The organism is Pseudomonas bohemica (genome assembly GCF_002934685.1).
Classification (GTDB): domain Bacteria; phylum Pseudomonadota; class Gammaproteobacteria; order Pseudomonadales; family Pseudomonadaceae; genus Aquipseudomonas; species Aquipseudomonas bohemica.
In genome coordinates, this window is the sequence record NZ_NKHL01000120.1 from 285,382 (window position 1) to 307,242 (window position 21,861).

General features: G+C 54.9%; 19 protein-coding genes. 13 read left to right on the forward strand and 6 right to left on the reverse strand.

The genetic code is table 11. From position 1 onward, the window contains the following. Nucleotides 1-8: 8 nt before the first annotated feature. The 8 genes from CE491_RS27060 to CE491_RS27100 all read left to right on the forward strand — a co-directional run bounded on the left by CE491_RS27060 (nucleotide 9) and on the right by CE491_RS27100 (nucleotide 10,444). Nucleotides 9-707 (forward strand): phage minor tail protein L, encoded by a 699-nt coding sequence (locus CE491_RS27060; protein ID WP_110951379.1) that lies wholly within the window; start codon nucleotides 9-11, stop codon nucleotides 705-707. Continuing rightward, nucleotides 704-1,480 (forward strand): C40 family peptidase, encoded by a 777-nt coding sequence (locus tag CE491_RS27065; RefSeq protein ID WP_110951380.1) that lies wholly within the window; start codon nucleotides 704-706, stop codon nucleotides 1,478-1,480. The genes CE491_RS27060 and CE491_RS27065 overlap by 4 nt, the downstream gene beginning before the upstream one ends. After that, nucleotides 1,477-2,118, forward strand: a complete 642-nt coding sequence (locus CE491_RS27070) for a tail assembly protein (RefSeq protein ID WP_110951381.1) — start codon at nucleotides 1,477-1,479, stop codon at nucleotides 2,116-2,118. The genes CE491_RS27065 and CE491_RS27070 overlap by 4 nt, the downstream gene beginning before the upstream one ends. A gap of 31 nt (nucleotides 2,119-2,149) precedes the next feature. Beyond that, nucleotides 2,150-2,503 (forward strand): hypothetical protein, encoded by a 354-nt coding sequence (locus CE491_RS27075; RefSeq protein ID WP_110951382.1) that lies wholly within the window; start codon nucleotides 2,150-2,152, stop codon nucleotides 2,501-2,503. Nucleotides 2,504-2,559: 56 nt separating this feature from the next. Continuing rightward, the gene (locus CE491_RS27080; RefSeq protein WP_110951383.1) at nucleotides 2,560-8,664 is read left to right on the forward strand and encodes a phage tail protein; all 6,105 of its coding nucleotides are present in this window, start codon (nucleotides 2,560-2,562) and stop codon (nucleotides 8,662-8,664) included. A 292-nt stretch (nucleotides 8,665-8,956) separates the two neighbouring features. Next, nucleotides 8,957-9,619: a hypothetical protein gene (locus CE491_RS27090; RefSeq protein WP_110951385.1), complete on the forward strand. Its 663-nt coding sequence runs from the start codon at nucleotides 8,957-8,959 to the stop codon at nucleotides 9,617-9,619. 92 nt (nucleotides 9,620-9,711) lie between these two features. Next, complete coding sequence (locus tag CE491_RS27095; protein ID WP_110951386.1) at nucleotides 9,712-9,936, forward strand: hypothetical protein; 225 nt, start codon at nucleotides 9,712-9,714, stop codon at nucleotides 9,934-9,936. A 61-nt stretch (nucleotides 9,937-9,997) separates the two neighbouring features. Then, nucleotides 9,998-10,444, forward strand: a complete 447-nt coding sequence (locus CE491_RS27100) for a structural protein P5 (RefSeq protein WP_110951387.1) — start codon at nucleotides 9,998-10,000, stop codon at nucleotides 10,442-10,444. A 715-nt stretch (nucleotides 10,445-11,159) separates the two neighbouring features. Here CE491_RS27100 and CE491_RS27110 read toward each other — a convergent pair. Further along, nucleotides 11,160-12,098, reverse strand: a complete 939-nt coding sequence (locus tag CE491_RS27110; RefSeq protein WP_199885267.1) for a DNA-processing protein DprA — start codon at nucleotides 12,096-12,098, stop codon at nucleotides 11,160-11,162. Nucleotides 12,099-12,569: 471 nt separating this feature from the next. Continuing rightward, nucleotides 12,570-12,797 (reverse strand): helix-turn-helix domain-containing protein, encoded by a 228-nt coding sequence (locus tag CE491_RS27115; protein WP_110951389.1) that lies wholly within the window; start codon nucleotides 12,795-12,797, stop codon nucleotides 12,570-12,572. A 240-nt stretch (nucleotides 12,798-13,037) separates the two neighbouring features. Between CE491_RS27115 and CE491_RS27120 the strand changes: the two genes are divergently transcribed. From CE491_RS27120 to CE491_RS27130, 3 genes are all read left to right on the forward strand, one after another. Next, on the forward strand, nucleotides 13,038-13,406 hold the full coding sequence (locus CE491_RS27120) for a hypothetical protein (protein WP_234407690.1): 369 nt from the start codon (nucleotides 13,038-13,040) through the stop codon (nucleotides 13,404-13,406). Next, nucleotides 13,403-13,888 carry a hypothetical protein gene (locus tag CE491_RS27125; protein ID WP_110951391.1) on the forward strand — a complete coding sequence of 162 codons (486 nt, stop codon included), beginning with the start codon at nucleotides 13,403-13,405 and terminating at the stop codon, nucleotides 13,886-13,888. Before CE491_RS27120 ends, CE491_RS27125 begins: the two co-directional genes overlap by 4 nt. A 200-nt stretch (nucleotides 13,889-14,088) precedes the next feature. Next, nucleotides 14,089-14,826 (forward strand): type II toxin-antitoxin system death-on-curing family toxin, encoded by a 738-nt coding sequence (locus tag CE491_RS27130; protein ID WP_110951392.1) that lies wholly within the window; start codon nucleotides 14,089-14,091, stop codon nucleotides 14,824-14,826. A 116-nt stretch (nucleotides 14,827-14,942) separates the two neighbouring features. On the opposite strand, the gene CE491_RS30920 is transcribed toward CE491_RS27130, so the two are convergent. From CE491_RS30920 to CE491_RS27150, 4 genes are all read right to left on the reverse strand, one after another. After that, the gene (locus CE491_RS30920) at nucleotides 14,943-15,896 is read right to left on the reverse strand and encodes a hypothetical protein (RefSeq protein ID WP_234407691.1); all 954 of its coding nucleotides are present in this window, start codon (nucleotides 15,894-15,896) and stop codon (nucleotides 14,943-14,945) included. Beyond that, nucleotides 15,893-16,552, reverse strand: a complete 660-nt coding sequence (locus CE491_RS27140) for a helix-turn-helix domain-containing protein (protein WP_110951393.1) — start codon at nucleotides 16,550-16,552, stop codon at nucleotides 15,893-15,895. The genes CE491_RS30920 and CE491_RS27140 overlap by 4 nt, the downstream gene beginning before the upstream one ends. Before the next feature lies 1 nt (nucleotide 16,553). After that, entirely contained in the window at nucleotides 16,554-16,988 is a 435-nt protein-coding gene (locus tag CE491_RS27145; RefSeq protein WP_110951394.1) for a hypothetical protein, read from the reverse strand. Nucleotides 16,989-17,319: 331 nt separating this feature from the next. Then, nucleotides 17,320-17,943 (reverse strand): recombinase family protein, encoded by a 624-nt coding sequence (locus CE491_RS27150; RefSeq protein ID WP_110951395.1) that lies wholly within the window; start codon nucleotides 17,941-17,943, stop codon nucleotides 17,320-17,322. Nucleotides 17,944-18,393: 450 nt separating this feature from the next. Between CE491_RS27150 and CE491_RS27155 the strand changes: the two genes are divergently transcribed. Next, nucleotides 18,394-20,355: an N-6 DNA methylase gene (locus CE491_RS27155; protein ID WP_110951396.1), complete on the forward strand. Its 1,962-nt coding sequence runs from the start codon at nucleotides 18,394-18,396 to the stop codon at nucleotides 20,353-20,355. Continuing rightward, entirely contained in the window at nucleotides 20,334-21,812 is a 1,479-nt protein-coding gene (locus CE491_RS27160) for a restriction endonuclease subunit S domain-containing protein (protein WP_110951397.1), read from the forward strand. Before CE491_RS27155 ends, CE491_RS27160 begins: the two co-directional genes overlap by 22 nt. The last annotated feature ends 49 nt before the right edge of the window (nucleotides 21,813-21,861 follow it).

Sequence of the window (21,861 nt, forward strand, 5' to 3'; positions counted from 1 at the left end):
GGTGACCCATGGGCATCAATTCCGATATCCAGACGCTGGAGCCGGGCGCGCGCGTGGAGCTTTTCGAGCTTGACGCTACTTCGGTCGGCGCCGAACTCTACCGGTTCCACGGCTACAACCAGCTCGGATCGATCTGGTGGCAGGGGCTGGAATACTCCCCCTGGCCCATTCAGGCGACCGGGTTCGAGATCACTGCGGATGCACAGCAGCCCAACCCATCACTGCTGGTGGGCAACGTCTCGGGCTTCATCAGCGCGCTCTGCCTGGGCTTCGAGGATTTGATCGGCGCCAAGCTTACTCGCCGCCGCACGTTGGGCCGCTATCTGGACGCAGTGAACTTCCCGGACGGTAACGGTGAGGCGGACCCTGACGAAGAGTTTTCGCCTGACATCTGGTACATCGAACAGAAGCTCGGCGAGGACAAGGCGAAGGTCGAGTTCTCCCTGGCATCGCCGATCAACCTCAACAACAAGCAGTTGCCAGCACGGCAGATCGTCGCGAACTGCTGCCAGTGGCTGTCGATCGGCGGCTACCGTGGCTCGTACTGCGGCTACACCGGTGGGCCGGTGGCGACGTCCGACGACATCATCACCACGGATGCAGCGAACGACATGTGCAGCGGCACAGTGAAAGGCTGCAAATTCCGATACGGTGAGAACGGGCAACTGCGTTTCGGCTCGTTCCCGTCGGCGGGGAGGGTGGGATGAAGATCACCAAGGCAACGCTCGAGCAGATCCAGCGGCAAGCGATCGAGTGCTACCCGGCCGAGGCGTGCGGGCTGATTATTCGCGCGGGGCGAGCGCAGTTGTACGTGCCTTGCGAGAACGTCGCCGCATCGACGAGTGAGCATTTTCGGCTCGCTCCCACAGACTACGCCGCAGCCGAGGACCGCGGGGAGGTGCTGGCGGTCGTGCACAGTCACCCTGACTATTCGCCGCAACCCAGCGAGGCAGACCGGGTCGCATGCGAAGCCAGCGGCCTACCGTGGCACATCATCGAGGTGCGCAAGGGCGATGACGGGACGATTGCCGCCGGTGAGTTGGTCAGCTTCGCTCCCACGGGCTACCAGGCCCCGTTGATTGGCCGACCGTTCCATCACGGCACGCTCGACTGCTACCAGATGATCGTCGACTACTACCAGCGCGAGCTGGGTATCACGCTCAAGCAGTACGGCCGCGAGGATGACTGGTGGAGCAACGGCGGCAATCTGTACATGGAGAACTACGCCGACGCGGGGTTCTCACCGGTGAACGACCTGCAGCAGGGTGACGTGATCATCATGCAGGTGCGGTCGCCGGTGCCCAATCACGCCGGGATCTACCTGGCCGACGGCATCTTGAAGACCGAGCCAGAGCACTACCCGGCGCCCGGTTCGATCCTGCACCACCTGTACGGTCGAGACGGTCGGCGCGATGTCTACGGCGCGTTCTGGGCTGAAGCAACCCGTTTGATTCTCCGACACAAGGACATGATGCAATGAGCGCGATTAACTACGCCCCCAACGAACGCCTGCGCACCATCAAGCTGTACGGCACGCTTGGCGCACGCTTTGGCCGCGTCCACACCCTGGCCGTGAACAGCGCCGCCGAAGCCTGCCGCGCGTTGGGCGTTCTGTTCCCCGGCTTCGAGCAGTTCATGATCAACTCGAAGGACAAGGGCATGGCCTTCGCTGTCTTCCACGGCAAGCGCAACATCGGCAAGGAAGAGCTGAACGATCCGCCTGGGCGCGCCGAAATCCGGATTGCGCCGGTGATCCAGGGAAGTAAGCGGGCTGGGATGCTGCAGACAGTTGTAGGCGTGGCGATCATCGCGGCAGCAAGTTTCCTCTCTGGTGGGGTAGCTGCTGGCGCGGGGTCAACAGCCCTCTTTGGCACGGCCTCAGGTGCGCTTGCCGGCTCAATTGGTATCTCGCTCGCTTTGGGGGGCGTGGCGCAGATGGTCGCTGGTACGCCCAAGGGGCTTGGCGCCCAGGATCAAGCGGATAACAAGCCGAGCTACGGCTTCAATGGCCCTGTTAACACGCAATCTCAAGGAAACCCAGTTCCGTTGGGTTATGGCCGTATGATTGTGGGGAGCGCGGTGATCAGCGCGGGAATTTATGCAGAGGATGCACAGTGATACGCTTCCCGCTTCTTTTTGAGGGATCAACATGAAGGTAATGGCCGTTTTGATCGCGTCAGTCTTGCTTGCAGCCTGCGCGTCCTCCATGCAAGAAATGAAAGATCGAGGGCCGGTGGAGTCTTTCTCCACGACGAAAGCGAGCCAAGGGGTAGGCGAGTGCATCCTTTTCGCTTGGCAGAACCAAGCCATTGCAGGAGTGCATGATGCTGTCGTTATCCAGCCACGGCAGGGCGGAGGTCAGTCAGTTGTAAATGACTCCCTGAGAGAAGTAGCGGATGTCTATAAATCTGGCGAAACGACTAAAGTTGATTTCTTCACCAATGGCGGTGGGAGAAGCTGGGTGTCCGAAAAAAGATTGACCGCTCTAAGAACCTGCCTTTAAAAGAACATCACATCAAACCCGCCCCGGCGGGTTTTTTTACGCCCGGAGAAAAGTGCATGGGTTCGTTTCAAGAGATCGGCGGCGCTAAAAGCAGCAGCGAAAGCACCAAGTCGCCAACCGAAACCCCGGACAGCCTGATCAGCATCGCCTATGCAAAAGTGCTCGACGCGATCAGCGAAGGACCGATCGCTGGCCTGGCCAACGGCAACCAGTCGATCTTCTTGAACAACACGCCGCTGGCCAATGCCGACGGCAGCCTGAACTTCACCGGCGTGACTGTGGGGACTCGTACTGGCGAAGCCGATCAGGATTACATTCCCGGCTTCCCCTCGGTCGAAAGCGAAACGGCTGTGGGCGTCGAGCTGAAGTTTGCCACCCCCTGGGTGCAGACCATCTCCAACACCGAGCTGTCGGCTGTACGCGTGCGCCTGGCGGTTCCGTACCTGACCTACACCGACAGCAATGGCAACATCAACGGCTACAAGGTGGACTACGCCATCGATTTGGCCACCGACTCCGGCGCCTATGTCGAGGTGATCAACTCGTCGTTCAACGGCAAGACCACCAGCACCTATGAGCGCACCCATCGCATCGATCTGCCCGCATCGTCTACTGGATGGCGTGTACGTGTTCGGCGGCTGACCGAGGATTCGACCACTTCGAATATCCAGAGCACCACCAACATTGCGTCGTACACCGAGATCATCGACGCCAAGCTGCGCTATCCCTACACCGCGATGGTCGGCCTGACTGTAGACGCCTCCCAGTTTTCGAGCATTCCGTCGCGGGCGTTCGACTGCAAGCTACGCATCGTCCGCGTGCCTTCGAACTACACCCCGGAAACCCGCACCTACGGCGGGACATGGGACGGCACGTTCAAGCTGGCGTGGACCGATAACCCGGCGTGGATCTACTACGACCTGATCCTGAACGACCGGTATGGCCTGGGCCAACTGATCACCGCCGCGCAGGTCGACAAGTGGGGCCTGTACCAGATCGCCGGGTATTGCGATGAGATGGTGTCCGACGGAAAGGACGGCACCGAGCCACGCTTCGCCTGCAACCTGTACCTGCAAACTCGCGCCGATGCGTTGCAAGTACTTCAGGACCTGGCGAGCATTTTCCGTGGGATGGCGTACTGGGCGGCCGGTTCGGTCGTGGCCTCGGCAGACATGCCCACCGACCCGGTCTACACCTACACGAACGCGAACGTCATCGATGGCGTGTTCACCTATGTGGGCAGCGCACGCAGCACCCGTTTCTCTGTAGCTCTGGTCAGCTGGAACGACCCGACCAACTTCTACGAGAAGAAGGTCGAGTACGTCAGCGATCAGAAGGCACTGGCGCGCTATGGCGTCCAGCAAACCGAGTTGTCGGCATTCGGCTGCACGTCGCAAGGCCAGGCGCAGCGCCTGGGTCATTACACGCTGCTGACCAACTTGCTGGAAAACGAGACCGTCAGCTTCTCTGCAGGCTTGGACGGCACCATCGCGCGTCCTGGGCAGATCATTCGGGTCGCGGATGGCGACCGCGCTGGCCGGCGCATTGGTGGACGAATCAAGGCAGCGACCGCACGCACCATTACTCTGGACGCCGATGCGTCAGTGGCCGCTGGTGATTCGGTGACTGTGATCCTGCCTACTGGCGTTGCACAGACCAAGACCGTCACCGGCTATGCAAACCGTGTGGTTTCCGTCGGCTCGTCCTGGGACAGCATCCCCGTGGCTCAATCCGTCTTCGCGATCGAGAGCAGCACTCTTGCGGCGCAAACCTTCCGCGTGCTCTCGGTCGCCGAGAACTTCAGCGACACCGAGATGAAGTACGACATCACGGCCGTGAAGCACGTCGCGGGCAAGTACGCTGCGATCGACAACGGCGCGCAGATCGTCCAGCTGCCGGTCACTGTGATTCCCGCCAGCGTGCAGGCGCCGCCGACGAACATTCGGCTGTCGTCGTTCACCGTTATCGATCAAGGCATCGCTGCGACCACCATGCGCGCTGAGTGGGATGCCCCGGCCAATGCTGTTTCCTACGACGTCTGGTGGCGCCGTAACAGCAACGATTGGGTTTATGCAGGCCGGACCTATTCGGCGAGCATTGAGGTGTCCGGCATATACGCGGGCACGTACCTGGTGCGCGTGGCCGCGTTGAACTCGCTCAACGCAGCGTCGATTTGGGCATACAGCGACTCGACCGACCTCGCCGGCAAAGTCGGCCTGCCGCCTGCCGTTACTTCCCTGACCACCGAAAGCCTGATCTTCGGCATCGGCCTGAAATGGACTTTCCCACCTGGTGCGGAAGACACCCAGCGCACGGAGATCTGGTACAGCGAGACGCCGCAGTTGGATAGCGCGACAAAGTTGGCGGACCTGGCTTACCCGCAATCCGACTACACCATGATGGGCCTGCGCGCGGGGCAGCAGTTTTTCTTCTGGGCGCGGCTGGTCGACCGTACCGGCAACGTCGGCCCATGGTTTCCAGCAGACGGGACCGTCATTGTCGGCCAGGCCAGTGCCGATGCCGATGACATCCTCGATTACCTCACCGGCAAGATCACCGAAAGCGAGCTCGGTCAGGAACTGCTGGGTGAAATCGGCAAGATCGGCGGCGAAGGCCCAGGCTCGGTAAATGAGCGTCTGGACGAGGTGCGCGGCGAACTCGCGGACGTACAGACCAACCTCGGCGAGCAGATCACCGGCGTCAACAACACCGTGTCCGAAGTGCAGAGCGAGCTGCAGGCGCAGATCGACCACATCGCCGATCTGGCCGACTCGATGCCGTACAAGGAGGATGAGACTTACACGGCCGGGCAGGGCGTGCTCGGGGCCGACGGGATCATCTACCAGGCCACGCAGGACGTGCCGGTCAACACGCCACCACCGAACGCCACCTACTGGCTGAACGTTGGCCAAGCGGTGCAGACGGCAAATGGCCTGGCCGCGCGCGTCACCGCCGCCGAAACCAAGATCACCAGCATCGAGGGCGTGAACACCGCGCAGGCCAATCAGATCACCGGTCTGCAAACTTCGCTGGATGGCAAGGCCGATTCTTCCGTGGTCAGTAGCCTGTCGAGCCGCGTCACGACTGCCGAAAACACCCTCAGCAGTCAGGGCACGGCGATCACCGGCCTGAATAACAGCCTGACCACGACGAACACCAATGTCACCGCCGCGCAGAACGCAGCCAACGCGGCCAATACGCTGGCGGGCGGGAAGGGCAAGGTCATCGTTCAGTCGGCGGCGCCGGCGACGGCTGACCAACTGGCGCAGAACCTGTGGATCGACACCACCAACAACGCAAACACCCCCAAACGCTGGACGGGGAGCGCGTGGGCGGCAGTTACCGACAAGGCGGCGACTGATGCTGCTGCGGCCGCTGCAAGCGCGCTGGCGCAGGTAGCGACCAAGGCCGAAGCTTCGACGGTGCAGGCGCTGAGCAACACCGTGACACAGCAGGGCACGGCAATCACTGCTAACGGCGCAGCGGTCACTACCATCAATGCGAACCTATCAAGTGTTGGCGGCGAAAATCTCGTCTATAACCCGTCTTTCGACATAGCCAGTGGTGTGGTTGCCGATGGTTTTGCGCTCGGTATTCCCTCGGGGGCGAGTGCTACAGCCAGCATTGTTGCCTCGACGCTTGACCCCAAGGGTAAAGCACAGCACTTGGAAGTCACGACCACTTCTACGACGTATGCTGACCTGACCCCCTCGGGGGCTCGTCGTCCGTCAATAGCAGAAGGCCAGACCATTCAATTGTCTGTGTATGTCCGGGGGACGGCGGGTATGTACGCCAGGATGTATATGCAGCCGGTCAATTCGTCTGGCGTCGTGATCGCAACTCGCAACAGTGCGGCTTTTATATTGACTGCAGACTGGCAGCGTATAACGCTTGATTATCCGAGTCTGCCAGCAGGGACTGTTGGCTTGAACTTTATCCTGCGCTCTGGGGGCAGCAGCGGAGTACTCACCGGCTTCACGGAATGGGACCGTGTGCAGGTTGAGCTGGGCAACATCGTTACCGGATGGAGGGACAATCAGCTGGCTTTGACTGTCGCTGACGCGGCAAATGCTGCTGCAACAACAGCGCTTACCGCACGCGTCACGCAGACAGAAACCAGCCTCACGAGCGTGAGCGGGCAGCTGACGCAATTGAGTAACAACATCGGTCAGACTGGCGGCGACAACTTGCTAGCTAATAGCTCATTCGAGCAGACCGCTACCGGGGATACTGGCCGCCCTATGTATTGGCGAGTAGGTAGCAGTGCCAACTCTCTGCCCACCCTGACGTTCGTTGATTCGACTCTGAGTTCCAGCATCAAGGCCGTTCGCCTGACCCGTGCAGCACTCGCTAACGGAAGCTATATCGACCTCAACTGGAACGTCAGTGATGGCGATCAGCCGAAGGTGACGGGCGGGCAGACATATACATTAAGCATCTACGCGCGCCTCTCCAGCTCCACCGCACGTTTCGCTATGTATATCCAGTGGATGAATGCAGCGGGAACCGTGCTTTCTACATCTCAGACTGCCGAAACGGCTGTGGGCACCACCTTTACACGGCTGAGCCTAACTGCAACGGCGCCTACCGATGCAGTAAAGGCCCATGTGTTCGCCGGGCGTCTGTTGAACCGCTCCGGCGCTGCTGCTGACATGTGGATCGAGTTGGACAATGTTCAGCTGCAAGAAGGCTCTACGTTGACGGCCTACAGCCCGTCAGTTCAGGCCGTAGCCGCTGCGCAGAGCGCAACTTCAGCCGTCGTTGATTCACTATCGTCTACCGTCACCCAGCAAGGCAACACGCTGACCAGTGTTGCGGCGCGAACTACCACGCTTGAAAACAGTGTCAACAGCACCACTGATGGACTTGCCACCAAGGCAAGCGCTTCAGCTGTCAGCGCGCTGACAAACCGCGTGACGGGGGTGGAAGGGACGCTTACGTCGCAGAGCTCGGACATCACCAGCCTGAAAAATTCAATCGGCAGCGCCGCGCCTTTTGTTGCTGGTTATTCCTGGGAAATGACCGGCTCTACACGAGGATGGATAGCTAACGTTACCGGGGCAACCATTACGGCGGGCGCGTTGTTCGCCACCGTTTCTAAATACACGCAAATCCAAGCCACAAGTTCGTTCGGCAATATCAATGGATCTGAGAACCCATTCCTGCGTATCAGGTTGCGCCGCAAGAACACGACGCGGGCGAGCGCTGCAATGTATTGGGCAAACGAAGACGGAGGGCTCGCAGAAGCACGGCGTTTTAACTGGCCCATAGACATAACCACAGAAGATTGGCAAGACATCGAGTTTGATTTGTCTGCCAATACGGCATGGAATGGCAAAACCGGTATTTATGCCATTCGACTCGACATGACAAATTCGGCGGATACCGCTGCTGTTATCGATATCGGCTATATCGCGGTTGGCCGCAGGTCTGCGGCAGGCTCAGCACAAGCGCTTTCCGCGCTTTCTTCCACTGTAACGCAGCAAGGGTCGGATATCACGAGCGCATCGTCCCGCGTGACATCGCTCGAAAACAGCGTGAATAGCACCACAACTGGGTTAGCCACTAAAGCCAGTAACACTGCCCTGAGTAGTCTTCAATCGACTGTGACCCAGCAGGGCAACACGCTCACCTCACAAGGAACGTCGATAACAGGGCTACAGTCAACTGTGGGCGACCACACCGCCCAGCTACAGCAGCAAGCGACAACGATTGCCGACTCTGCGGGGAAAATCTCCAGCTCTTACACAGTGAAGCTGCAGGCCGCTCAAAACGGCACTCAGTACGTCGCTGGATTCGGTGTTGGCTTGAGCAATGAGAGCGGCGTGTTTCAGTCACAGTTTGTGGTCGCAGCGGATCGGTTCGCCGTAATCACAGACGTCGCAGGCAACGTCACATCGCCGTTCATCATCGAGAATGGACAGGCTTTCATAGCTGATGCGGTGATCAAGAAGGCGACGATTACGAATGCGGTAGTGGGGCAGTATCTGCGCTCTCAGGCAAAAACATCAAACGGAGAAGACGTTATGACGTTAGACCTTGTATCTGGCCAAACTGTAACCAGGCATAACACTCGCGCAAATACTTACTCTCAACTAAGCGCTGCAGGACTTGCCGTCGTCGTTGACAACGTTTTGCGCGTAAGAATGGGGACTTGGTAATGCCGCAAGGGATGCAGGTCTTTGCTGCCGATGGCAGCCTTGTGATGGACATAACCGATAACCTCCCGAGGTTTATCGGTTCTATAAACACTGGAACTACAGCGGGTTCTATAAACATTCCAGAGTTCGCAGGTGGAAGGGGGTTTGCCTATAGCACGGACACGGCAGACTCCCAGCCCTTCGAGGCTTACAACAGGCCGATCTTCCAGGTCAGTACCAGCGGGTTGTCGTGGTCCTGGGGGAGCGGTCCACCGACCTATAGAGCTATCACAATTCTTTATGGGGTTTACTGATGGGAGCCGGATTTCAAGTATTTAATGATTCTGGAAATATACAAATTGATGCCGATTATTCTAACTATGTAATGACCGGTAAAGGAACCTCAACCACAGGAGCCGGTTCGGAATTTACGGGGAATTATGCAGCCATTGGTAGTGGAAAGAAAAACAGCATCATCGCAATCAGGTCTTCCACTTTCGCCTATGTTTTCAACAAGCTCGATTCGTCTGGAAATGTAGTTCACTACGTTTTTACATTTGGTGGGGCAGGCAGTTTTGATTGGTGGGTATTTGCCGCTGATCCCCCGGCCCCGACCAACAGTGGTTTCGAGGTTTATAACGCCCAGGGGCAGGTAGTCTTTTCGGCAAACGGCAAATACCTGAAGCTCCTGAGGTTTGACACCGTAGCCGTCACTGCCGGTACAAGTGGTAGCGTCTCTACGCCTGGCAAGAATCCGGCCTGGGTTTCCGCTTCATTCTGTGCCCTTCTTGAGGGTGTCACCGTTGCAGTTCCTGGCGGTGTGCAGTCACAGGGGATACTTAGAACACTGATGGGAAGAAGCGTATCCGGGGGAATTGAGTATAAGTCGGATACCATCTATACCTTTGGTTCCAATAGGGGCACGTCAGATAACGCTTATGCTTCCTTCATGACGATTGACGTTGACAATCTTTAAGCGAGTGCATCTCGCGAACTTGTCTACTGTCGCGCTTTAACAAATATCCGTAAACCACTCGCACTATTTTTAACCAAAAGATGGAGATTCAAATGCCTTATATCGTGATCAATTCGAGCAATTCGTTCGACCCGAACAACCAGGTCGAGTACGCCACCGCCGACGAGGCCGACGCCAAAGCGCGGGAGATCCTGCAAGCCTATCCCCAGTCCAGCATCCGAACCGCGCAACTGCTGAACAGCTACTCGGCGAAGGTGACGGTCACCTCGAAGGCTGTTCCTGAGACGCCAGTTGAGACGGATGCGGCCACTGCTTAACAAACGCCGCTGTTGACCATGCCCGCCTAGTGCGGGCTTTTTTTCGTCTGGAGAAAAGTGAATGCCATCAGTGACCCGAGGGGTACGGAACAACAACCCCGGCAATATCGACTACAACCCGCGCAACCAATGGCAGGGCCAGCTCGCGCCGGATCCGGCGATCGAGAAACGGTTCGCGCGATTCGACACCGCCGAGAACGGCATCCGTGCGCTGGCCAAGCTGCTTTTGGCGTACCGAGGCAAGGACGGGATGCCTGGCGTCGGCGGCCCAGGCATCGACACCGTACGCGAGGTGATAAGCCGGTGGGCGCCAGGCGGGGAGAACGACACTGAGTCGTACATCAAGGCCGTGGCCGCTGGTGTCGGCGTCCAGCCCAACCAGCCGATCGACCTGCGCAACTTCCGCACGCTGATCGCGCTGACGACCGGGATCATCCAGCACGAGAACGGCGGCGTTCCATATACCGCCACGGTGATTGCTGAAGGCGTGCGGAGGGCACTGACATAGGCATCGCAACTATAGGCCACTGCATTGGCCAGGCCCTAGGCATATCTGTATTGCATCCGGGCACTCTGTTAGTGAGGCTTCGACTCAGAGGGCATCAGTCAGGTCTTCGAAATCCCATTCCACAGGTGGACGGATTGTTCTCGCAAGGAACATCCCGTGCACCGCTTGAACTCCGTTCAACTGGCTCAAGATTCCCTTCGCAGCGGCAAAACTGGCTCCTCTCGTAATCACATCGTCAACGACTATGATTATCGGCCTGAGAGGTAATGCTAGACACCGCTGATCAACGCTCAATGTGGATGCAATGCCGGCAGGATCCGAGCGATTTCCCTGGTGTTGAGCATCACGAGCAGCTGTCTGCCTGAGTAAAGGTCGAACGTCAATTCCCGCTCTTCGCTGCGAGACGTGCGTCATGACCCTAAACATACGGTCGTCATATTCCGGATGTCCCTGCGGTTTCGAACAGGGAATCGGTACGAACGTTACGTCTCTTGCGCAGCGGTCTAAATCCAACCCAGCAGAATTTAGAATGACGTCTCCCCAGTAGGCCACGGCTCGCGTTTTCCATCGAAGCTCCGCTTGTGATGCAGTGGGACCTTTCTTGAGATTCAGAATCTGTTGGTTGGTTTCGCTGGCTCTGAAGCCTCCACCCGCTGTGTAGTCGCCGTAGTGTGCACAGCTGTCGGCCGGCGTTAGAAAACGGAAATGGGTGCAGTCAAGAGCAGATAGCCGCATCTTTTTTCAACTCATCCATGAGGTGGGAGACGTTTCTGATTCGGACAGCCCCGAGCTTTTCAAAGCGTTCGGGCCAAGTCAGCTCAGGTTTCCGAAAGCAGCTTTCAAGGATGAAAAGCTTTCTACCTTGAGCTAATGCAGCTCGAGCTTGCACCAATGTCCCGGACGTATTTCCGGCCTCTACGATCACCGTGGCCTGCGTGAGCGCGGACATCGTCACATTTCGGGCCGGAAAGAAGAGTCGGTTGGTTTTGTAGTTCTGATTTTTGTAACGCAAGAATGGTACTTGCGAGATAACCAGAAAGCGTTTTGCAATTTCATCCTGCAGGGGACGGTTTTCCTTCGGATAGTAGTCAATAAGAGACGTCCCTATCACGGCGATGGTCTTTCCGCCTGCTGCAATTGCGGCAGAATGCGCGGCTGTATCGATCCCTTTAGCCAAGCCAGACACTACCGTGTACCCAGCCTTAGATAACGCGTGGGCGATCCTACCCGCGTTCAAGGCACCCTCGGAGCTCGGGGTGCGAGTGCCAACAATCGCAACGGAAGGCGTCTCAACGAGTTCCCAGTTACCCTGGTAATAGAGGACCTCGACAGGGTGATCAGCATCTCGGAGTTTTTTGGGATACTCACCCGCGCCGTTGATCCTGACGCCAATGGTCCGTAAGCGATCTTCACCCACCAAACCTACCAATTCAGCCCAAGTACTCTCTACCTCTGCCTCGGGAACGAGCTCAGACGGCAGCGCCTCTGGATTTTGCCTGAAGAGATCAGCGATGTTAGCGAACCAAGCACCGTTGCCCTTCCATAAGGATTCATACGCGGACATTTCTGTCTGCGTCACGATGGGGGCGGCCTTAAATAGGTCTGCGAAATTGAAACTAGTCTTATTCATCTGATATGCGGTATCGACTCGCATCAGCGGCTCATCCGGTGAGTGATTTGTGAGAATCAGTCGGACAACCCTGCCGACCGATCTTTAATAACATCATACGCCGCAGATTAGCTCAAGCTAGGGCGCCGCCTGATAAAACCACCCGAAGGTCGACGGTGAAGCGACCGGCAGGCCAAAGCTGTCATTAAGCTGGCATTTCGGAGCCAAAACGGCCCCATAAGGCATAAAAAAAGCACTTGCGATGATCGCTAAGTGCTTGATTTATAACAATTGTATGGTGGAGCCGGGGGGAACATAACCTTACACAGCCGCTAGGTTTCCGCCCCCAATCTGCCTGCCCCCATGCCTTCCGCTGCTACCGTCAGTGTCACACCCTGGTGAGCGGGTTAATGGTTGAGGGGCCAGAATACCGCCGTTGCTCTCCTTGGACAACCCGCTCGCTGGAGATAAATGCCTGAAGGGGAACTGAACCGGCATCCTCCGACCACGAGATGCCTATTCGATTAGCAGGTCTGATGCCTTTACGTCCAAGGCACAGGCAAGCCGCCAGATGTTGTAAATCGTGACATTTTTCTCACTCCTTTCCAGCATCCCGATATAGGTCCTATGAACCCCGGCATGCTCCGCTAATTCTTCCTGCGATAGCCCAAGCGCCAGCCTTCTCCGACGCACATTGGTGGCGAAAATTGCTACGAGCGGGCATTGATCTGGTGATATAGGCATTCACCAAATTTCGCTTTTTGCATACCATGATTCGACATACTATGATTAGCACTTTCAAGCGCGCAGTACCTAATCTGCTCGCAGAATCCAATCATCGAAATGCAAGGAGCTGCATGTGCTAACCCTTCGGTCACTCTTGGTCCCGTTTATCCCACCACCTGATCCGTCACGTGAATCAAACGAAAACGCGCGAGGCGTTCAGGTATGAACGGCTGGAGGAGGCTTTGGGTCGTAGGTTGCATGGCGCTACTCCTTGCACCGGTGTATGGGTATCGCACGTACATACCAAGTGATGAAAAGCTGAATCGGGACCATCAGGAACGCATTGAGGAGCAGCTAGCTGATATCAAGATCATTGAGGAACCCGTGCAGGGTTCGAACCGCCTTGTTCGTGATGCTCTGATGCAGACCCCGGTTTCTGAACGCCTAGCCAAAATCGATGAGAGCAATGCTCAACACGCTGAGTTCATGGCGAAGGTGAGCAAGCAGCGTCCGGTTACTGTCGCTCAGCTCGCTGGAGCTTGGATCGTTTTATGTGGGCTGCTCTATCTCTTTGGATGGAGCATCGCTTGGTTAACTAGGGGTTTTAGTAAAGGGGCCGCCGCATGATCGCTGATTCAAATGGGCATAAAATACCTGACGGTCGCGAAGTGCTTGACTCGATGAGCCCACGCAGAGCGAGAGGATTCTCATTTGACGCATCTCTGAGATGTATTGCGTTGCTGATCACTACTGCCGCTATGGTCACTGGATGCAGCTACGGCCTCACTCAGAAGGGCATCGACAACTCGCCCGAAAGTAGCACGGTCACAGTCAAGGGCTCAGCCCGTCAGGTTTACCAGTCGCTCGCTCAGGAGATGCAGGGACCAGGTTGTCCACCGATTCATTCAAGTAAGCTCTACGGCAATGGAGACGGTTTCGTCGTTTATTTTGGCGAGAACTTCATAGGCCATAGCTACATCTGGAGCGGTGCCTACGGAAAGCTGGATGGGAATACGGTCAAGGTGACGATACGGGATCAAAGCTACACGTCCCAGACTGATTTTGTAGACGAGATCGCATCCTTCTTGAGAACTGGTTCGTGCCGATAGGCACAACTCGCTATTTGTGAATGGAAGCTCCTGGGATGAGTCGCCGCAGGAGCTTTAACCTAGCTGAAAGCTTAGATAGCTAATACGATGCGAATGTAGATTTTGCATATGCCGAACCCATGGTAGCCTCAAGCGCTAACAAAATGCGGATTGACTTTCGCATACCGCTTGCCTGTACTCATAAAAAGGAATTTATGCCGATGTGGCTCCCCGATCACGAAGATTTGCAACGCATTCACCAAGAGCTGACGGTGATTTTTGAAGCGGAAGACGACCCTATATCTCCTCCGGGGGTCAAGTCTCTCCCCCTTCTTGAGTCAGCATGCAATCGCCCTCTTACTGGAATGGGGGGTGTGGATAAGTATGAATCGCCCGAGGAGAAAATAGCCGCCCTGTTCCATTCGCTTACCAAGAATCACGCTTTTCACAACGGCAACAAACGCACTGCGTTGGTTAGCATGCTTACGACGCTTAGTCGGAACGGAAAACGTCTCGACGCAAAGGTCTCGGATGATGAGATTTATGATTTTGTCGTGGCGGTAACCGCTGATGAATATCCTCATCTAGATCATGGTTTGGACGCGGATGGTATTGTCGATGTGCTAGCCACCTGGATCAGGCAGCATTGGGTAACCGTGAACGCTCGCCCAAGCGCGATGAAACTTTCCGAGTTCATCGCCAAGTGCGAACAAGCGGGCGGGAGTTGCAAGGAGGCTAGCGGCGGAGCGTACGTCATCCGCTACAACACAAAAAGCATTCGTGTTAGCCAAGATACCCGCCAGTTAGATGGTATGGCAGTGATGTCGTATCTTAGAACGCTTGGGCTGAGTGAGTCGAATGCCGGCATTTCTTTCAGCGAGTTCCAGGACGGATACTCTGGTGACCGGGAACAAATCTATCGGTACATGGCTGCGCTAAAACGCCTGGCAAAGACCTAATTTGGAAGCCATTTCACAGTTTCCCGTGACAATCAGTCATCCTGCCGTGCTCATTCTGATCTATCGGTCGCCTCTGGGGCACGCAGTTGAAAGGCGTACAGAGCCTGTAAATGCCTCTATGAGCGCAGCCAGGCTCTCATAGCTTCATAAAGTTCTCGACCTGTAGAGGTCGCGGATCGGCTGGCGTATTCCGGACTGGATTGCAAACTGTGGGCGGTATAGTCGAACTCTTTACCGCTGTAGGATAGCCACGTGCCTGGGGTTTGAAGCTTAGTCACTGCGATGGCCTTATTGCTCCAGCGTTGGCGATAACCTCTTGTCGGAGGTGATGCGCCCAGATCGGGTTCCGGCGCAAGTAGCCCTCGAATAGCTTGCGTAGAGATCCTATCCGGGATGCGGGCGATGCCATGAAGGTGTAAGGGATGGTTCTCTTCGCTGTCACTGCTGGCAAGCTCCAAGACAAAAACCAGGTCTACGATGCCAAGTGTTCTGAGGAGGGCCGAAAGGTAATCGGTCGGTCCTTTCTTGGCTGACAAGGCGGCTTCAGCTACCTCGTGGCTTAAACGGAAATTTATTACCTGAGCGTCAGATTGCAGAGAGAATCCTAGAAAGCTAAACGCTCGCTTTGTGTCAGCCGACAATCTCCTTTTCCAGTCGTGAAGGGATACACGAGAAGCATAGTTTTGCGCGATTGCGTTTAGGTGCTCGTTATTGACTTTCAGTCTATCTATGCGTGCTTGGTCTTTTGTTTCCTGAAGGTCCAATTCCCCTAATACTGCTAGGTTCTTCACATGGGACGTATAGAAACCGGCCAAGACACCCGCGATAGCTGGTGTGCAGCGCTTTTTTGCTGAGGGTGTAATAGCAGCCTTTTTTGGAAAAGGGCCGCTCGCCTCGATTGCGTCGCCCTCAACAAAATTGCTCCCGCTGAGGTCCCTGTGCTGGTACGTCATGGTTTTACTCTGCACCGATCCGATAGATTGGATTTTCAAAATCGCCATCCCGGCAGAATCGCCAGTGTGTTCGGTCCTTACACCTATTTCTAGGGTTTTGACACTTTGACTGTTCACGTCCCGGTCATGTGTAGGTCAAAGCCTTCACACACCACATCATCATCTTCATCCGTTTGATCTGACTGCGCGAGCCTGCGGCGCTCCATCCATTCAAGGTTCGCGATTTCATCCTCGATTCCTTGAGCGTCTCCATTCATCTCTGCTTCCTCAAGGCGCTGTTTTGCGCGCATCTCAGCTACATCTTGTTCAGACAGAATATGAATCTGAAGAGTAGGAAGCTCTTCGATGTCCTGTGCCTGATTGAGTTTCTCGATAGGCAGAGATCGTCGGGTCACATCTTGGGTTAGCTTTAGCGCCGTTGATGCAGCTGCGAGCCCCCTGAATGCAACCGGGTCCGTCGGGTCAAGCGCCTCCAAGGCGTTACCGATCTTGGTCCTGATCAGATAACTCAGTGCCAGCTCATCAGCTACCAGTGTCGCTACTGTCTGTTGTACTGCTTCGAGTGAGAAAGCAGAGCTGAGCAGCTCTTCCCTCGCTTTGTCGATGAGGGCCCTTGTTCCTGCGCCCGCGACAGCCTTGTTGGTCTTTATGATGCGTTGCACAGTGCTGATGCTGAGGTCCAGGCGATCCGCAATCACCGGGAGCGTGTATCCAGCTTCCCGGAGAATGACGACCTGGGTATTTTGATCTGGAGTGGACTTTTTGCCGGGCATCTCACACCTCGTCTTCAAGGGAGGGGATGACAGTCGGCTTTGGAGGCAGCTTTGCTAGGGCTAACAACTCGCATTCAAGTCGGCCCCAGTTGCCTGTAACGGTGGCGAGCGGAAAACCGGACAAGCGAGCGACATCGTTGGTTTGAAAGGGCGCTAGCGAGGCGAGCAGGGTGCCGGATGCTCTAAGCCCTTCTATGAGAGCTTCGGTGATGGCCTGGCGTGTATGGCGGCGTTGCGTGATCGCCGCAGCGGGTTGGTTCCTGCATGGTCTGGGCGAACGGATGCCATTCTTACGGCAGAGATGGTAGGCGGAATCTTTCGTCCAGCGAACCCCGTCGGTTCTGGGATTGCTGTTGTTCAGATGTTGCGCTAGTCGGCGGTATGAGCTGAGTGAGTTACTGAGGAAATCACGAGCGTTTTCTTCTATTGTACTCATCGAGGCGTATCCTTCGTTTAGGGTATTGGTAGCGGTTCATAAATGAGTCTCTCGTCTGTTTAATGGTTAATCTGCTTCTATTGAGCAGTGGGTTAATGATAAGGCGTTGAATGCTTAGCGTCTAGCGTTTGATTTCAGGTAGTCTCTTGATTTGCAAGCGTTTTTTCGACATTTATCACTGGAAGATTGGCTGGCTCAAAGTCTTGGTTTCTTGATCCATGCGCCTGAAATTCACGCTACCGACTCCGGACAAAATTCGTCCGTGGGCGCTGACATAATGCCAGGAAGCACAAAGCCCGCACGAGGCGGGCTAGGGGACCTTACAGCTAGCTCAGGCGATCAGCGCCCGCTTGATGCGGTACACAGTCGCAACGCCGCACTCGGCCATCTTGGCGACCTCTTCAGCAGACGCCTGCGGATGTTTTGCGAGGATGCTTTCAACCTTCTTCCACTTGGCCGCGTCCTTGCTCTTGCCGGTAGGCTTCCAGTCAGGGTTAGCGGCCTGCTTGTTCTGGATACCTTGGCGGATACGCTCCACGCGTTTTTCTTGATCGAGACGAGCCATTGTTGCCATAAGATCGATCAGCATGCCGTTGACCACTTCCATGATCTGGCCGGTGATACCGCTGTCCTGTACAAGTAAGTGGCTGGTTGGTAGGTCAGCGATGACCAGCCGCAAGCCCTTAGCTTCAATCGTAGCTTTTAGCGATCTCCAATCCGACTGAGAGAGGCGAGTAAGCCTGTCTACGGATTCACATAGACAGATGTCACCGGGTGCTGCTGCTTCGAGCATGGCGAGCAACTGAGGGCGATCAAGCTTAGTCCCGCTGATGTTCTCCGCGTAGAAGCCCGCGATATCGAGCCCTTTCTCTGTGGCAAAGGCTTCGAGTGCAGCTTTCGCTCTGTTGGCGTCTTGATCTTTGGTCGATGCGCGGAGGTAGAGATGGGCGAGCATTAGCGTTTATCCGTTAGACTAAAATTTGATAGGTCTATGATAATCTGATCATATAGCTATTTACGAGAGCTATTTGATAGATGGCGACAGATGGTCGGCTGACTATCAAACCTGTCTACTCCTCTGATATCGCTTCGGTAGTGATTCCGAACACCCGCTGTCAAGATTAGGGCTAGGACCCTGGCCTTTCGCAGTGAGAGCAATGAGGCTCAGTTCGCTGATGAGGAAGCCGCAGTGACAAACTATTGCTCGGCTGCAAGGCAAAGGCCGGTGGCGTGACTCTGATCTGATTGCTCGTGCAGAAATGGTCTGCATTTAGGCAGCGATACAGCGCTATCGTCGATTGAAGGGTTATGTCGCTGGCTTCAGAGCGGTTCGCATGGCACAGTCACACATTTGCCACCCTGCCGGTAACGGTGGCGCATATGCATTGTGAGAGCCTTTCCCAACATGGTTGAAACTGTCAAAACCTTCCCAACTGCGGTCATAGTCCAACAAGGACGGGTCCTCGATTTTATCGACGGTGCCACCCAGCGCGTGGAAACACCTGAAGAATACGTTCGGCAAGAAATCGCAAAATCACTTGTCCGTGAGTACGGTTATCCAAAAAGCGACATTGCGGTCGAATTCACTCTCAGGCTGGGCAGTCGCAAGCCTAGAGCTGATCTAGTGATCTTTCTAGGAGGTGAAGCTCATCAGCAAGAGAACGCCTACGTCATCGTTGAATGCAAAGAGCAGCGCGTGAAGTCGGCGGATCGAAAGGAAGGGGTTGGTCAGCTACAAAGCTACATGGCAGCTAGCCCAAATGCCGTCTATGGGATGTGGACCAATGGCGTCGAGCGTTTCTGTTACCGCAAGGTTGAGATGTCGGGCACGGTGAGGTTTGAAGAAATCCCGGATCTTCCAACATTTGGCAAGACTGGTGATGAAGCAGAACGTCCCCGTTTCGATCAGTTGAAACCGGCTTCTTCTGATGCGTTACTTTTCGCATTTCGTCGATGCCATAATTACATCGCTGGGAACCAAGGTTTGCAAAAGCCCCAAGCATTTTGGGAGCTACTGAAGCTTATTTTTTGCAAAATTCATGACGAGCGTAACAGCGCAGAGGTAGAGTTCTTCGCTGCTGCCAATGAACGGACCAACATGAATGGTCAGTTGAAAGTTAAGAAACGAATAGAAGAGCTGTTTTCAGCCGTTAAAGATGATTATACCGCTATCTTTCAAGCGAACGATGTCATTGCTCTAAATCCTCCTGTGTTGGCGTACATCGTTTCTCAGCTTCAGATGTACTCACTTTTGGAAAGTGATGTCGATGTGAAAGGCCATGCCTACGAAGAAATCGTAGGTTCAAATCTTCGCGGCGACCGTGGAGAGTTTTTTACACCCAGAAATATATGTGAAATGGCGGTCAAAATGTTGGACCCGGTTGAAGGGTTAACAATATTAGACCCAGCATGCGGTACGGGCGGATTTTTAATTTCTGCGATGAATCATGTAATTGAAAAAATACGATTTATTGAGATTGATAAGTGGAAAGGGGATTTGGCACGCGCTGAGTCCAAAATCACTGCGCGCATCGCTAAGTTTGCCGGCTCGTCTATCGTTGGGCTTGACTTCAACCCTGAGTTGGTCAAGGCGACCAAAATGAATATGGTCATGAACAACGACGGTGCCGGTGGCTTGTATCAAGCAAATTCCTTGGCTAGTCCGGCGACTTGGGAAGAGAAACTTCGTGAGCGTAATCTGATAAATAATGTCGATCTCATTTTCACGAATCCTCCGTTTGGATCAAAGATCCCTATCGATGATCCTGCTATTTTGGAGAAATACGATTTGGGTCATTCTTGGACCTACAATCGTGAGCAGGACACATGGACGATGAACTCTGCCGTGCAGAAGTCTCAACCCCCAGAAATTCTCTTCATCGAGCGTTGTGTGAAGTTTCTGAAGCCTGGGACGGGACGTGCAGCGATGGTGCTACCTGATGGCATCTTAGGCTCGCCAGGCTTGGGGTATGTGCGCGAATGGATACTTAAAAACACAAGGGTGCTTGCCTCTGTTGATTTACATCCTGATACCTTTCAGCCCAATGTCAGTGTTCAGACAAGTGTGCTGATTGTTGAGCGCAAAACGGATGCGCAGATATCGCTGGAGGAAGCAGCAGGTCGTGCTAATGAATATTCCGTCTTTATGGCTGTCGCGGATCACGTCGGGCATGACAAGCGCGGAAATCGTACGTATGTGCGAGATGAAAAAGGTAATGAAATCGTCGAGGAAGTAGATGAGACGGTGAAAGAATATGTTGAGGGAAGACCAGTTTACAAAATGCAAAAGACCCTGAAAAAAGTGGTCGACGACAACACCCTTCAGATCGCGCAGGCATTCCGTAAATGGCTATCAGAGCAAAACTAAGCGCGCCGCGCGATGAGCAGCAGTCTTGGCGTTGGCACGAGGCCAAATGGACCTCCATCTCTGCCTCGATTCTGAAGCGTGGTGATCGTCGGCTGGAAGGTGATAACTATCTTCTAGGTGGCTATGGCGTGCGTCTGGCATTCGAGTCGCAGCACGTTCCATTACCTACCCTTTCGAAGTTGGCTACAGTATGGCAGCCCTCTCGTTTGAAAGGCATTCAGTTAACAAAAGAGCATGGCACCCCGTTTCTGGCGGCAACGCAGGTATACGATCTACGCCCCAGCCCGCGTAAATTCCTTTCTTTGGACCGAACAGCTGGTAGTAGTGAGCGATTCATTGATAACGGAACTATCGTGGTCACCTGCTCCGGCAACGTAGGCCGTGTGACCCTTATATACAATGCCCATACAGGGGTGCTCATTTCTCACGACCTCTTGAGAATTACGCCAAAAGACAATGCTGCCTGGGGTTGGCTGTACGCCTTCCTACGCTCCAGTCAGGGCGCTGCGATGATGACATCCGCGCAGTACGGGCACATGATCAAGCACCTTGAGCCTAGTCATCTTCACGCGCTGCCTATCCCGGTTCCGCGTGATGACGTTTTATCTGAGTTTCAAGCACAAGTTAGCGAAATTCTTGACGCAAGGAATAAGGCTTGGGATTTACAGGTACAAGCGGAGAGTATTTTCAGTGCGGCGATTGATCAACAGGCGATCAGCTCTGAAAAGGCTTCTGTTGGATTTTCAGTTCGCACCACTGAATTGTTTGGTAAGCGCCGACGTTTTGAAGCATCTTATCATTCGCCGGTAGCAACCGAAATTCTTCGCCAGTTTGAAAGAGTAGGGCTTAAGACTGAGCCTCTACGGGATGTCACCGAGAAAGTGTGGTGGATGACTCGCTTCAAGCGAGTTTTTGGTGAGGCGGGTGTCAGATACATGAGCGCCGACAATCTGTTTTCTATCAATCCATCGAATATTAAAAAGGTAATGATTGAGCAGGCCGAAAATCCAGATTCGTATCGAGTTAAGTCCGGCTGGATTATAATGGCATGTTCAGGTCAGACCTATGGTCTTAACGGAAGTGTTGCATTGATGACCGAGCCGCATGAGAATGCGTTTTTCTCTCACGACTTGGTTCGCATAATTGCAGATAAAAGCAAGATTCGGGCTGGATACCTTTTTACGGTGCTTGGTCATCCGCAGCTAGGTCGTCCGCTTGTAATTCGCAATGCTTACGGAACTTCGATCCCTCATCTTGATCCTGAGGACGTCGCGGCCATTCCGGTAGTTCGTTTAGCTGAAAGCGTGGAAAACAAAATTGCTGATTTAATGGAGCGGGCCGTTGCTCTGCGTGCAAGTGCGGATGTTCTTGAGAACCATGTTACGAAACGAGCATCCGATCTGAATGATAAGTTCCTGGCTGGCGATACAGCGGAGTTCAACATAGCCTTTCAGTGAATTATATGCCCTTTTCACTCGTTGAAAAGGGCCTTCCTCTCCCAGTTCG

Excerpts from the sequence above, each read along its gene's own strand:
- CE491_RS27060 (WP_110951379.1), top strand. The coding sequence starts at position 9 with ATGGGCATCAATTCCGATATCCAGACGCTGGAGCCGGGCGCGCGCGTG.
- CE491_RS27065 (WP_110951380.1), top strand. The coding sequence starts at position 704 with ATGAAGATCACCAAGGCAACGCTCGAGCAGATCCAGCGGCAAGCGATC.
- CE491_RS27070 (WP_110951381.1), top strand. The coding sequence starts at position 1,477 with ATGAGCGCGATTAACTACGCCCCCAACGAACGCCTGCGCACCATCAAG.
- CE491_RS27075 (WP_110951382.1), top strand. The coding sequence starts at position 2,150 with ATGAAGGTAATGGCCGTTTTGATCGCGTCAGTCTTGCTTGCAGCCTGC.
- CE491_RS27080 (WP_110951383.1), top strand. The coding sequence starts at position 2,560 with ATGGGTTCGTTTCAAGAGATCGGCGGCGCTAAAAGCAGCAGCGAAAGC.
- CE491_RS27090 (WP_110951385.1), top strand. The coding sequence starts at position 8,957 with ATGGGAGCCGGATTTCAAGTATTTAATGATTCTGGAAATATACAAATT.
- CE491_RS27095 (WP_110951386.1), top strand. The coding sequence starts at position 9,712 with ATGCCTTATATCGTGATCAATTCGAGCAATTCGTTCGACCCGAACAAC.
- CE491_RS27100 (WP_110951387.1), top strand. The coding sequence starts at position 9,998 with ATGCCATCAGTGACCCGAGGGGTACGGAACAACAACCCCGGCAATATC.
- CE491_RS27110 (WP_199885267.1), bottom strand. The coding sequence starts at position 12,098 with ATGCGAGTCGATACCGCATATCAGATGAATAAGACTAGTTTCAATTTC.
- CE491_RS27115 (WP_110951389.1), bottom strand. The coding sequence starts at position 12,797 with ATGCCTATATCACCAGATCAATGCCCGCTCGTAGCAATTTTCGCCACC.
- CE491_RS27120 (WP_234407690.1), top strand. The coding sequence starts at position 13,038 with ATGGCGCTACTCCTTGCACCGGTGTATGGGTATCGCACGTACATACCA.
- CE491_RS27125 (WP_110951391.1), top strand. The coding sequence starts at position 13,403 with ATGATCGCTGATTCAAATGGGCATAAAATACCTGACGGTCGCGAAGTG.
- CE491_RS27130 (WP_110951392.1), top strand. The coding sequence starts at position 14,089 with ATGTGGCTCCCCGATCACGAAGATTTGCAACGCATTCACCAAGAGCTG.
- CE491_RS27140 (WP_110951393.1), bottom strand. The coding sequence starts at position 16,552 with ATGCCCGGCAAAAAGTCCACTCCAGATCAAAATACCCAGGTCGTCATT.
- CE491_RS27145 (WP_110951394.1), bottom strand. The coding sequence starts at position 16,988 with ATGAGTACAATAGAAGAAAACGCTCGTGATTTCCTCAGTAACTCACTC.
- CE491_RS27150 (WP_110951395.1), bottom strand. The coding sequence starts at position 17,943 with ATGCTCGCCCATCTCTACCTCCGCGCATCGACCAAAGATCAAGACGCC.
- CE491_RS27155 (WP_110951396.1), top strand. The coding sequence starts at position 18,394 with ATGGTTGAAACTGTCAAAACCTTCCCAACTGCGGTCATAGTCCAACAA.
- CE491_RS27160 (WP_110951397.1), top strand. The coding sequence starts at position 20,334 with ATGGCTATCAGAGCAAAACTAAGCGCGCCGCGCGATGAGCAGCAGTCT.